Origin of the sequence: Streptomyces sp. NPDC057137, from assembly GCF_042670825.1 — a bacterium.
Lineage (GTDB): Bacteria > Actinomycetota > Actinomycetes > Streptomycetales > Streptomycetaceae > Streptomyces.
Genome location: NZ_JBHUUW010000039.1, coordinates 1 through 11,479 on the forward strand (window position 1 = coordinate 1; position 11,479 = coordinate 11,479).

The following is an 11,479-nucleotide window of genomic DNA, read 5'->3' on the forward strand; positions in this document are numbered from 1 at the left end:
CTCCGGCGCCGGCGGCGTCCCCTCCTCCGGCTCCCACGCCAGGAACGCCTCGCACGAAGCGCAGAACTCCCGCCCCGGCGCGTTCCGATGGCCGCACGTCTCGCAGATCACTCCTCAGCACCTCCCGTGCCCGGCGGCAGCAGTTCCAGCGTGAACCCGACGTGCGCGGGGACCTCCGTGGCGATCAGCTCCTCCAGCCGCACCCGGTCGAGCCGCTGCCCCTCACCCGCCCTGACCCGGATCGTCACCCATGGCACGGCCTGGCCCGGCAGGGGTGTGTTCGGGGTCGTCGACCAGATGGTGCCGCCGCTCTCGACGATCTCCGGCTCCGCGCCGCCGGTCTCCAGCCGGACCGCTTCGGTCAGTCCGCCGAGGGTCCCGCGCCGCGCGTGTCTGGCCACGGCTCCGCGTACCTCGGCCCGCCGTTGGTCGGCGGGGCTGTCCTCGTGCGGCTCCACCGCCACCCATCCGGCCAGCCAGTCCAGGAAGTCGTCGGGCGCGCTGCGGTGGTCCAGATACGCGGGCACGTTGTCGATCGTCAGCAGCACCGGGGCCAGGACGTCGTCGAGCGCCGCGAGGAAGCGCCGCAGGAAGTCCTGTTCCAGGTAGACGGCGGGCAGTTGCTCGATCAGGGGGTGCGGGGTCGGCAGACCGGGGACGTCGGCACGCATCGGCTCAGGCTCCTCTCACCCGGAGCTGGTGTTCGTAGCTGAAGACGAGCGCGTGGCGGTCGAGCGGGATCTTCGTGGTCGCGTCGGTGCGTTCCCCGGTGACCGGGTCCGCGCGGTAGAGCCGTACGTCCTCCACCAGGTCCACCCCCGGCACCCGTTGGAGTACGGCGAACGCCTCACCCGACTGCACCGGCCGGCCGAACGGCCAGCCCTGTCCGCCCGGCCCGCCGGTGAGCGGGTTGAAGTACCCGTACAGGGCGGCCAGCGCCGTCTCCCGTACCTTCTCCGCGACCGCCCCGCGCTCGGTCTGGACCGACGCGACGACGGTGACGCCTTGGTAGAAAGGCGGCTGCACGGCGAGTCGGGTACCGATCGGCCGCCGGGCGTCCAGATGTTCGGCGATCAGGGCGAGCGTGTGCTCGGGCGGGACGAGTTCGTCGAACTCGATCCGTCCCCGAGCGTCGCCGCGCCCGGCGGGCACGATGAGCAACCGCACTCCGCCCGCGTCGACCCCACTCGTATCGCCACTCGTATCGCCGCCAGTACTGCCGCGCGCACTGCTCCCCGTATCTCCTCCGGACTCGGCCGAGGCATCGGCGCCGGCGCCGGACCCGCCGTCCGAACCGGCCCTGATGCAGTGCACGCGCGCCGCGTCCGGGGCGATCTCGCGCGCGAGGAGTTCGTAGTCGTGCGGAACGACCGCCCGGTGCAGGGTCCGCAGCGTCATCGGCCCGCGCACCCGCGCGCTGTCGACGCTCTCGCCGTCGACCCCGCCCAGCGCGGGCCGGCGGTTCTCGACCCGGGCCACGTACGGGATCGCACCGCGCAGGACCCGCAACGTCGAGCGGGCGACGTTGCCGCGCAGCCCGCCGCCGGTGCGGTAGGAACGCACCCGGACGGTGGCGCCCTTGGCCGGGACGCGGCCGTAGTAGCGGATTCCGCCGTCCCGCTCGCGTACGGCGGGACCGAACTCGACCCGCCCGGAGTTCGCGTCCAGGGTGACGTGCCGGTCCTCGGGACCGGAGTGCGCGAAGTCGTCGACGCGGGACCACCGTTCGGCGTCCGCCCCCGACCCGGGACCGGTCACCTCGACCACGAACTCACCCGGTACGACGGGCGGTCGGGCCAGCGTGAACGCCTGGCCGGGCACCCCCTCCGCCTGTCCCAGCACCTCGTCAGTGACGGTCTCCGCGTGCTCGGCCCGGACGGTCGCGCCGATCGTGAACGCCGTGATCCGGCGGACCACGGGAGGCGCCATGTACGTCGGCTGGCCCGGCTCCGCCTCGATCAGGCGGCAGCGCAGCCAGCCGCCGTTCTGCCGTACAACTGCCGCCGGGGAGTGGGTCTTCGGCAGGTGCAGGATCAGTTCGCCGGACCGGTTGAAGCCGCCGGTGTCGTCCTTCTCGATCTCGCAGACCGTCCAGGCACCGCCGTCCCACGCCTCCCACAGCACCGGTGGCCGCCGCGGGTCGACACCGACGCCGTCCACCGTGCAGTCCAGCCGCAGTACGAGAACGCCCGCCGGTACGGCGGCGGACAGGCCCACGTACAGACAGTCGCCGACGGCGGGAGTGGCCCCGAAGCACGGCACCTCCCGGCCGAGCGCCAGCTCCTCGGTCCGGTCGGCGGCCTCCCCGGACGACGGCCGGGTGGCGAGGTGGGCGAAGGCGCACGGCACGATCGACAGCGGTTCGGAGGTCGTGAAGACGACCGCCTCCTCCGTCTCCGTACGGACCGTGGCGACCTCCGTCCCGGCGCGCACCACCACCGGGTCCGGGCGGGGCGCGGACAGCCGGAACGTCACGTCGGTGTGCGCGGCCGTGGGCGGGTGGAGTCGTACGCCGATCAGGTCGAGGAAGGCGAGATAGTTCTTCTCCGGCACCCGGTTCACCCGGTAGACGAGCTGGTCGACCATGGTCGCGAACGCCTCGATCAGCGTCACCCCGGGATCCGAGACATTGTGGTCGGTCCACTCCGGGCAGCGCTGCTGCACCCGGCGTTTGGCCTCGTCCACCAAGCCCTGGAAGGTGCGGTCGTCCAGATGCGGACCGGGCAGCGTCACGCGCCCGCCTCCTCGTCGTCGGCCGATTCCTCGGCGTGCTGCGGGATCACGTAGAACGGGAAGACGAGGTTGCGCGGGTCGTTCGCGCCCCGCACGGTGTAGCCGATGTCGATGTAGAGCACCCCGTTGTCGGCCTCGTCGAACCGGACGACGACCTCGGTGACGTCGATCCGCGGCTCCCAGCGCTCCAGCGCCAGCCGTACCTCGTAAGCGAGTTGACCGGCCGTGCCCGCGTCGGCGGGCGCGAACACGTAGTCGTTGATGGCGCAGCCGAACTCCGGCCGCATCGGCCGCTCACCCGGCGACGTCGCCAGGATCAGCCGGATCGACTCCTCCAGGGCATGCCGGCCGCGCACCAGGGCGATGGACCCGGTGGCGTCCGTACGCGGCGGGAACGCCCAGCCCGCACCGATGAATTGCTGTCCCATCCGGCCGCTCACCCCCCGATCAGTACGGTCGCGCAGCCCGACACCACCGGTGAGCCGCAGCCCGCCAGGTCGCCGACCCGGGCGGCCGGTCTGCCGCCGATCAGCACGCTCGAACTGCCGGGCGGCGCGATCGTTGACGGCGGATGGGCGGTGGGCGACGCGCAGTTGTGTACGGTGCCGACCGTCGCGGCCGGCTTTCCGCCGATCAGCACGGACGGCACACCGGGCGGCCCGACCGTGCCGGGGTGCCCGGTGGGGTCGCCGACCCGGGCGGCCGCTGCTGCTGCCGACATGCGGTGCACTCCTGTTCGTCGCCTGTGACGCTTCGTCAGTTGAGCTTGATCATTGGGGCGTTGACCGACACCGAGCTGCCGCTCTTGATGTCCGTGCGCCGCGTGCCGTCGACCGTGACCTGGCCGCCGCGCAGCTCCACCGAACCGCCGCTGGAGAGTGCGACCTTGCCGTTCCCGCCGTCGACCGCGACACCGCTGCGGGACGTCAACGTGACGCTGTCCCCGGCGAGTTCGAGGGCCCCGCGCCCGGCGTCGAGTGCGACGCCGCCGGGCGCCTTGATGGAGACCCGCTCCTTGGCCTCGATCGTGACGCTGCCGTCGCTGTTGATGACGATGGCGGTCTCGGTGCGGTCGAGGTCGATCGTGAGCTTGCCGTCGCCGGTGCGGAGTCGTACTCCTTGCGGGCCGTTCGCCGCGTCCAGCAGCTCCAGTTGGTTCCCGCTCCTGGAGGCGAAGGCGCGGCGGTTCACGGCGCCGCTGGTCGGGTCGACGAGTTCGTCACCGCCGCCTGGAGCACCGGGAGCACCGGGAGCGCCTGGAGTACCTGCAGCACCTGGGGCGCCGGCTCCTCCAGCCGCCCCGCCTCCACCGGAACCACCGCCACCCGGCCGGTCCTTCCCGTTGTACAGCCCCGCCAGGACGTACGGCCGGTCCAGATGCCCGTGCTCGAAGCCGACCAGCACCTCGTCCCCGACCTCAGGGATGAACGCCTCGCCGCCGCCCGTCCCGCCCGACTGCGCCGTGCGCGCCCAGTCGCTCGCGTACTCGTCCGACAGCCACGGGAAGCGGACCTTCACCCGCCCCGAGCCCTCCGGGTCCTGAGTGTCCGTCACCGTCCCGCTGACCAGCCCCGCACACCGTCCGCCCCCACCCGAGCCTCCCGAGCCGCCCGGTCCCGGAGCGCCGCCGGTCAGCCCGAACAGCGAGCGCTCCTGCTGCCCGGAGACCGTGATCCACGTCTCGTACCCGCGTACGGCGTCGAAGACATGGCGCGACGACGTCACGGTGTACCGGCCCTCGAACGGGGCGCCCACCGCGTTCAACGCCACCGCGCTGCCCGCCCGGACCGCCGGATTCCCCCGGATCACCGCCTCCAGCTCCGCGAACGACCCGGCGATGCGTTCCGCCAGGGCCTTGGCCGCCTGGTCCACCTGGGCCTGCGTGCCGTACGCCGCGTCGGTCACGACGAACCGAGCCTCGCCGAACGGGGCCGAGACCTCCGCGGCCGACACCCCCAGCTCCAGCGTCGACGAGGTCCCCGCCGGCGCCTTTCCCACGAGCGGCTCCTTGGCCTGGACGTCCCAGCCGCGCACCTCCACCTCGGAGACCTGCTCGGCGGCGGACACCCCGGCCCGGCAGCGGAGCAGATTGCCGCCCAGTTCCAGGACGAGGGGATTGCGGTCGGCGCGCGCCGAGCCGTCCGGTGCCGAACTCGCCTCGGCGGGGCGGGTGATGTGCAGCTGCCCGTCGCGTACGTACGCCTGGGCCCCGGCCTCCTCGGCGAGCCCGCGTACGAACTCCCAGTCGGTCACGTTGGGTTGGGCGATGTGTTCCAGTACGGGTCCGGCGACGTCCACCGTCCCCGGCTTCAGCCCGGCGCGCTGGGCGACCTGGCCGCAGATGTCGGCGAGCGTCATGTTCTGGTAGCTGGCCACCCGCCGCCCCCGGAACAGCCGGTGCGACTCGTCGAGCCCCCGTACGACGGTGAACGTGCCCGTCTCGTCCAGCTCCACCTCCAAGGCGGTGACCACGCCGTCGAGCAGCGGTTTCGGTGCCGAGTCGCCGCCGGCGCGAGCCAGCAGCCGGGCCTCGCCGCCGATCTTCAGTCCGGTCTGCTCCAGCAGCACCCGGTCGGGGTCCCGGAACCGCAGCAGGAACAGGTCCGGCAGCGTACGGCTGTCGTCCACGTACCCCTCGACCAAGGTGTTCGCGAACTTCGGCGGCAACGGTATGCCGCCGAACTCGACCACCAGCGCGGTGGCGACGCCCTGTTGGGACATCAGCCCCGCCTCCCGACGCCGTCGGCTACGGCGATGTCGTAACCGCCAGGGCCCCGGTCCGCCCCGTCCCGCAGCCGGTTCAGCTCGTCCAGGGCGGGCAGCAGGAGTTGGGTGCCTGGGGTGAGGCGCATCGGGTCGTCGATACCGTTCGCCTCGGCGATCACGCGCCAGGCGCCGGCGTCCCCGTACTCCCGGTGCGCCAGCGACGGCAGCGAGTCCCCGGCATCGACGCGGTGCACACGGCGTGCGGCGAGCGCGCCGGAGGTCGGGTTCTGCCCCGGCGTCTCCCCGCTGATCTCCTCCATCGCGACCTGGCAGACCGCCCGGATCGGCACCCCGGAGGTGGTGAACAGGGTGTATTTCGCGGCCACTTGGCTGACATAGCCGGGAAATCCCGTGAGCCCGCCCCAGTGGAAGACCACCCACGGCGGCGAGGCCCGCTGCTGCTGCCGCGTCTCGTTCGTCGGCACGCAGCACGCGAACAACTGCTCGACCGAGGTCACCACGCGGGTGTCCTGGGTGTCGCTGGCGTCGAAGAACATCTCGACGGTGAGCTTGCTGGGCTGCGAGCCCTGGTACTCCGGCGGGCCCGAACTCTTCGCCCCCTTGGCGGGAGTCCGCTTCCACGACGCGGCCTTGGTGAGGCTCAACTCCTTCGGGTTGAACTGGAAATCGATCCGGCCGCACGGGCCCCCGGGTGTCAGACCACCGCCGGTGGGCGGCGTCCGCAGCTCCAGATAGGCGTGCTCCAGCTTGGGCCGGGCCGATCCGCCCTTCGCGGCCGAGGCCACCCCTGACGTACCGGCGGCGCTGAAGGCGATCGGTCCCGCCGCGCACATGCCGCTCAGCCCTCCATCACATAGCCGTGATGGGCGATCTCGATCGTCTCCATCGCGACCTTCGGCGACTCGGGTGTGAACGAGGGCCCTGTCCAGCGCACGGGTACGACCTCCAGCAGCCCCCACTGGGCCACCTTCCGTCCGTCACCGGTGCGCGCCTCGATGTGCGCCGTCTTGCGGCTGAACCCGGTCGTCATCGTGGCGAACCAGCGCGCCACCTTCTCGGTCTCCCGGGTGAGCGGCCGGGACAGCTTCACGTTGGAGTACTTCAGGCGGGTCGGCAGCTGCCACACATGCCCGTTGTTGCCGCCCTCCTCCCTGGTTTCGAGCACCACTTCACAGCCCAGGCCGTCACAGGTGTTGAACGATCCGAGTTCGATGTCGTCGATCGTCACGACGAAGCAGACGCTGACGGCGGGATCGCTGTCCGGGGCGGTGGCCATGACACGTACCTCTCAGTGGCGGGTGTTGATGAGGAATCCGGCGCGTTCGCGTTCCAGCCGGAGGTCGGCCTTGAGGAGTCGGCTGAGCGGTGCGTACAGGGCCCGGACGAGTTCGTCGGTGACGGCGGGCGCGCCGGGCCGGCCGGGTGCGGCACCGGGGTGGGGCGGCGCTGGACTGCCGCCGTCGTCGGCGGAGGCGGAGGCGGTCTCGGAGGTGGGTTCGGGCTCGGGCTCCGGTCCGCCGGCTAGTGCGGAGTCGGGCGGCGGTGGCTCCTCGCTGAGTTCGGCGTCTCGCTGGATGACGGGCCGCGAAGTACCGGAGGAGGACGGGGGCGACGGTGCTGACGGGGCTGACGGGGCTGACGGGGCCGGCGAGGAGCCGAAGACGACGCTTCCGTCGGGCATCCGCTGGGCCACCCCGGCGGCCACGGCGAAGGCACCGGCTGTGGGAAGCCGGGCGCCACTGTCGGTACGAGCCAGGGACCCCGGCACCGGCGGCCCACCGACTGCTTGCCGTTGTACGGGGACGGCGGCCGACCGTTGTAGGGGCACGGGTACGGAGGCCGACGGCGACGGCGTCGCCGATGAGAGCGGACCGGACGTGGTCCACCGCACGGGTACGGGTACGGGTACGGGCCGGGGCGCAGGCGGGGGCTCCGTCTGCGGAGGTTCCCCGCCACCCCGCGTGGCACGCTGGACGGTGGTGGTACGGGGGGTCAACGGCCGGTCGCCGAGTAACGGGACGGTGGGCGCGGGTACGGCGGTCGGCGGAGGTACGAGAAGCGAGGTAGGCCGCGTCGCGGAGCCGACGAACCGCTGAACAGGCGCCTCGACGTCGCCCGCGCTTTCGCCTTCGGGCGCCGAACCCACCAACGGATCGTCGCCAAGCAACGGAGCGACCGGCGGCGGCACGCTCTCCACCTCGGGTGGACGCACGACCGGACCTGACGAAGCCTCCGGCGTACCGCTCCCCGGCACGGCCGCGGCAGCCTGCCGCTGAGCCGTCGGCGGCAGCCCGGCCAGCGGCGCCCCGAGTCCGGGCGTGCGCCGGGGCGGCGGTGCCGGCTCGGACGAAGGCGGCGCGGATTCCTGCGGGGGAGGGGTAGGGGGAGTGGGCATGGGTACGAGGGGCTGCTCGCCTACGAGTTGACGTACAGGCAGGTCGGCAACGGCCGACGTACCGGCGGAGGTCATGGACGAGGACGCGCGCTGTACGGGAACGGCCTCAGGTACGGACCCGGCCTCGGGCACGGACACGGGTGCTACGGCAGGCACCGCGGCAGGCACTGCGGCAGAAGGCCCACCCCATCCCGCAACCGTGGCCTTCCCGCCCGACGTCCCGCCCGACGTCCTCCGTGAAGGCATCTCGACCGACCGCTGAGCCGACGGCATGGGGCTCCCCGGCGCGGGACTGGTGATCCCGTGCAGCACTCCGGTAGGCGCGTCAGGGCTGACCAGATGCCCGAGCGGCGTACCGAGCGCGGTCGCTTGCCGGGTGGACAACGCCCCTTGGAACGCCACGGGGTTGATGACGAGGTCCTGCTCGGGCACGGTCCGCTGCATGGGCACCAGCCGATGCACATTGACCCGGTCGCCCAGGTCACCCCGCCCATCTGTCTCCCCGCGCCCAGCCGGAGCGTCACTGTCACTCTCCGAACGACCACCGCGCAGCCAGGACATCAACCCCATGGATCTCCCGCCCTCCCCGTGTCGTCAGTGCCCGTTGAGGCGAGCGACCTGCGCGACGAACTTCAGACGTTCCGGATGTTCCAGATCCAGCAGGTCGTCCAGCGGCCAGTGGAAGTGATAGGCGAGGTACGCGACTTCCTCGTACAGCAGGTCGGCCGCGTACGTCACGATTCCCCCAGGCGGCCACCGGCGAGATCCACCGTGAACTCCTCTTGGCAGGAAGGGCAGTTGACGGCGGCGCGGGTGTGCCCCTCCGCGTTGATCCGGCGGTAGAAGTCCTGGAGGAACGCCAGGTCGGAGGCGAACAGGTCCTCGATGACGCCCGGGTGGATGTCCTCGACGGTCCCGATTCTGGTCACGACCCGGGAGATGAGGACGACCGACAGGTACGCGGAGTTCTCGCGCACCCGGTCGTCCCGCAAGGGCACCAGTTCGTCCCGCGCGGTCGCGAGCCGCATCACGCCGTTACGGTGCACGGTGCCCGACTTGTCCACGTACCCGCGCGGCAGCTCGAAGCCGAACTCGGTCCGCAGCGGCTCGGGTTGGCGCGCCTGCCCCTGCCCCTGACCCGGCTGTGGCCCGCCCGTCCCGGGCGCGGCCCGGTCGGGTGCCTGGAAGTGAACGGTGCGGCGCATCAGCCGAGTTCCATGCTCTCGTACGTGATCGCCAGCTTCTCCGTCAGGACCGAGGTGTCACCGGCCTTGAGCGTCCCGATCTCCAGCGACTTCGGCCAGGCGTTGATGAGCGTGTAGCGCTTGATGGGAATGCCCTCGTAGTCGTAGACGATGACCGCGCCGTTGCGACGGGCGTCCGTCATACGGCCGAACCGGGAGTCCCTGATCCAGCGTTCGAAGCTGTTGTCCTCCGTGAGCCCTCGGGTCACGGTGACCTCCCCGGCCTTCGGGCGGCCCGGCAGCTTCTTGATGGCGTACTTGCCGTCGGCGGTGTTCTGCTTCAGCTCGATGACGTCCTGCTCCATCTTCAGACCGCTGACCTCGGTGATCTGCTTGATGATGACGCTGTCGAATTCGAGGCCGAAGGAATGCCCGACGGAACTGTCGAGATCGGGAAGTGGCACAACAGACTCCTTACGCCGTACTCAGAAACGGACCGGACTGCCGTCGGTGGACCACTCGGCTCATTCGTCGATCCCGCCGCTGCCGCCGGTCAGTTGGGCGAGCCGGAACACCACGAACTCGGCCGGCTTGACCGGCGCGACCCCGATCTCGCAGACGATCTGACCGGCGTCGATGCTCTCGGGCGGGTTCGTCTCGCGGTCGCACTTCACGTAGAACGCCTCGTCCGGAGTCAGCCCGAACAGTGACCCCTTCCGCCATTCGTTCACCAGGAAGGCCGAGACCGTGCGCCGGACCCGGGCCCACAGCGCGTCGTCGTTCGGCTCGAAGACGACCCATTGCGTACCGGCGAGGATCGACTCCTCCAGGTAGTTGAAGAGTCGCCGCACATTCAGGTAACGCCAGGCCGGATCCGACGCGAGCGTCCGCGCGCCCCACACCCGGATGCCCCGGCCGGGGAAGGAGCGGATGCAGTTCAGCCCGATCGGGTTGAGCAAATCGTGCTCGCCCTTGGTGAGTTGGGTCTGGAGCGCGACCGCGCCCCGTACGACCTCGTTCGCCGGAGCCTTGTGCACCCCACGCGTGTCGTCGTTGCGCGCCCAGACGCCGGCGATGTGCCCGCTCGGCGGTACGAGGGTGGCGCGGCCGGAAGCCGGGTCCGCGACGCTGATCCACGGGTAGTAGAGCGTGGCGTACTTCGAGTCGAAGTTCGCCCGGTCCGTACGCCAACTCCGGGCCTGCTGAGGCGACAGGCCCGGCGGTGGATCCAGGATCGCGACTCGGTCACCCATCAACTCGCAGTGGGATATGACCCCTTGCTGAACGGCGATCACCGACTCCAGGTCCAGCAGGCCGCGTTGGTACGCGCTCATCAGGTCGGGCACGGCGATCATGGTGATCTCGTCGACCGCCTCCAGCCCGCCCAGCCCCGTCCGGCGGTCGGCGTCACCCACGTACACCTCGGGGGCGAGCGCACCGGCGCTGCCGGCGTCGGGGGCCGCGGGCGCGGCGGGTGCGAGGGCCACCGTCTGCGGCTCGGGCCGGGCGGGGGCGGCGCCGCGCCCCGGGTCGCGTATCTCGATCAGCTCCGACTTGGCGTTGACCCGGGTGGCGACGTTCTCCTTGCTGCGTTTCGTCGTCACGGAGGGGTACGTCTCCGTGACCTGTCCGTCGCGGCGCACGATGAGCTGGAAGGTGTCGGAGGGGGGATCGTCGCCCTCGGCCCCGGTCACCTCGACGCTGATCTCGCCGGCCACACCCGGCCGGGGCTTCACGGCGTAGGGCCCGACCTGCACTTCGGCTCCGGCCGCCAACTCCCCGGTCTCGCCGTCGCCGCCCACCGAGGTGCCGTCGCCGATCCGTACGACGTAACAGATGCCGCCGCCGTTGGAGAAGAAGCCGTAGACGGACGAGGCGAGGTACGTACCGTCGACGAAGTCGCCGAAGGTACTCACGTACTGGCTCCAGTTCGTGATCAGCGTCGGCTCGTCGAACGGGCCCTTCTGGGCGAAGCCGACGAAGGCGGCTATCGAGGTGCCCACCCCTTCGATCGGCCGGGACCCGGACTCGACCTCTTCGACGTAGACGCCGGGGGACAGGTACGACGGCATAGGTGCCTCTCTTCGACGCGCTCCTGGACTCGCCACTTCGGCTCGCTGCTCGGGCTCGCTGCTCGGGCTCGCTCCTCGACCGGGGAACGCCGGCCATTCTCGCCACTGAGCGGATCACCCGGAACGGATACTCGGCCGCCCTGCCGTGCACGGACGACTGCCCGAAGAGGCAACGCGACCCCTCCCGCCGTGCCGGCGAGGTCTGCCCCCACCCCGGTCCGCGCACCCTGCGCACCACGGGCGGGGGCGCCGCACCCTGACAAGTCACGTCCGAGAGCGCGGCCGAGGGCCGAAGGGGAGGGGCGAACGGATGAAGGCGGTCCCGGAGAAGGGCGACAGCCCCACCCGGCCCGGTTCACCCACCGCCT

General features: G+C 71.5%; 12 protein-coding genes. All 12 read right to left on the bottom strand.

The genetic code is table 11. From position 1 onward, the window contains the following. Positions 1–107: 107 nt before the first annotated feature. The gene (locus ACFT9I_RS26295; protein WP_382568101.1) at positions 108–671 is read right to left on the bottom strand and encodes a phage tail protein; all 564 of its coding nucleotides are present in this window, start codon (positions 669–671) and stop codon (positions 108–110) included. Positions 672–675: 4 nt separating this feature from the next. Further along, positions 676–2,733, bottom strand: a complete 2,058-nt coding sequence (locus ACFT9I_RS26300) for a putative baseplate assembly protein (RefSeq protein WP_382568103.1) — start codon at positions 2,731–2,733, stop codon at positions 676–678. After that, on the bottom strand, positions 2,730–3,161 hold the full coding sequence (locus ACFT9I_RS26305) for a GPW/gp25 family protein (protein WP_023537129.1): 432 nt from the start codon (positions 3,159–3,161) through the stop codon (positions 2,730–2,732). The genes ACFT9I_RS26300 and ACFT9I_RS26305 overlap by 4 nt, the downstream gene beginning before the upstream one ends. A gap of 8 nt (positions 3,162–3,169) precedes the next feature. Continuing rightward, a complete protein-coding gene (locus tag ACFT9I_RS26310; RefSeq protein ID WP_382568105.1) occupies positions 3,170–3,454 on the bottom strand; it encodes a PAAR domain-containing protein in 285 nt (94 codons plus the stop codon). 35 nt (positions 3,455–3,489) lie between these two features. Further along, positions 3,490–5,454 carry a VgrG-related protein gene (locus ACFT9I_RS26315; protein ID WP_382568107.1) on the bottom strand — a complete coding sequence of 655 codons (1,965 nt, stop codon included), beginning with the start codon at positions 5,452–5,454 and terminating at the stop codon, positions 3,490–3,492. Continuing rightward, complete coding sequence (locus tag ACFT9I_RS26320) at positions 5,454–6,293, bottom strand: peptidase M23 (protein ID WP_382568109.1); 840 nt, start codon at positions 6,291–6,293, stop codon at positions 5,454–5,456. Before ACFT9I_RS26320 ends, ACFT9I_RS26315 begins: the two co-directional genes overlap by 1 nt. 5 nt (positions 6,294–6,298) lie before the next feature. Next, positions 6,299–6,736, bottom strand: coding sequence for a phage tail protein (locus tag ACFT9I_RS26325; protein WP_329378434.1), 438 nt, complete (start codon positions 6,734–6,736; stop codon positions 6,299–6,301). Positions 6,737–6,748: 12 nt separating this feature from the next. Further along, positions 6,749–7,141: a hypothetical protein gene (locus tag ACFT9I_RS26330; RefSeq protein ID WP_382568112.1), complete on the bottom strand. Its 393-nt coding sequence runs from the start codon at positions 7,139–7,141 to the stop codon at positions 6,749–6,751. Between the two features lie 1,308 nt (positions 7,142–8,449). Further along, positions 8,450–8,593: a DUF6760 family protein gene (locus ACFT9I_RS26335; RefSeq protein WP_007457431.1), complete on the bottom strand. Its 144-nt coding sequence runs from the start codon at positions 8,591–8,593 to the stop codon at positions 8,450–8,452. Beyond that, positions 8,590–9,060: a hypothetical protein gene (locus ACFT9I_RS26340; RefSeq protein WP_382568114.1), complete on the bottom strand. Its 471-nt coding sequence runs from the start codon at positions 9,058–9,060 to the stop codon at positions 8,590–8,592. Before ACFT9I_RS26340 ends, ACFT9I_RS26335 begins: the two co-directional genes overlap by 4 nt. Then, the gene (locus ACFT9I_RS26345) at positions 9,060–9,503 is read right to left on the bottom strand and encodes a phage tail protein (RefSeq protein ID WP_189108417.1); all 444 of its coding nucleotides are present in this window, start codon (positions 9,501–9,503) and stop codon (positions 9,060–9,062) included. The genes ACFT9I_RS26340 and ACFT9I_RS26345 overlap by 1 nt, the downstream gene beginning before the upstream one ends. Before the next feature lie 60 nt (positions 9,504–9,563). Next, entirely contained in the window at positions 9,564–11,111 is a 1,548-nt protein-coding gene (locus ACFT9I_RS26350) for a phage tail sheath family protein (protein ID WP_382568116.1), read from the bottom strand. Between the last annotated feature and the right edge of the window lie 368 nt (positions 11,112–11,479).

Coding starts and splice junctions, on each gene's coding strand:
- ACFT9I_RS26295 (WP_382568101.1), bottom strand. CDS start 671: ATGCGTGCCGACGTCCCCGGTCTGCCGACCCCGCACCCCCTGATCGAG.
- ACFT9I_RS26305 (WP_023537129.1), bottom strand. CDS start 3,161: ATGGGACAGCAATTCATCGGTGCGGGCTGGGCGTTCCCGCCGCGTACG.
- ACFT9I_RS26310 (WP_382568105.1), bottom strand. CDS start 3,454: ATGTCGGCAGCAGCAGCGGCCGCCCGGGTCGGCGACCCCACCGGGCAC.
- ACFT9I_RS26315 (WP_382568107.1), bottom strand. CDS start 5,454: ATGTCCCAACAGGGCGTCGCCACCGCGCTGGTGGTCGAGTTCGGCGGC.
- ACFT9I_RS26320 (WP_382568109.1), bottom strand. CDS start 6,293: ATGTGCGCGGCGGGACCGATCGCCTTCAGCGCCGCCGGTACGTCAGGG.
- ACFT9I_RS26325 (WP_329378434.1), bottom strand. CDS start 6,736: ATGGCCACCGCCCCGGACAGCGATCCCGCCGTCAGCGTCTGCTTCGTC.
- ACFT9I_RS26330 (WP_382568112.1), bottom strand. CDS start 7,141: ATGCCCGACGGAAGCGTCGTCTTCGGCTCCTCGCCGGCCCCGTCAGCC.
- ACFT9I_RS26340 (WP_382568114.1), bottom strand. CDS start 9,060: ATGCGCCGCACCGTTCACTTCCAGGCACCCGACCGGGCCGCGCCCGGG.
- ACFT9I_RS26350 (WP_382568116.1), bottom strand. CDS start 11,111: ATGCCGTCGTACCTGTCCCCCGGCGTCTACGTCGAAGAGGTCGAGTCC.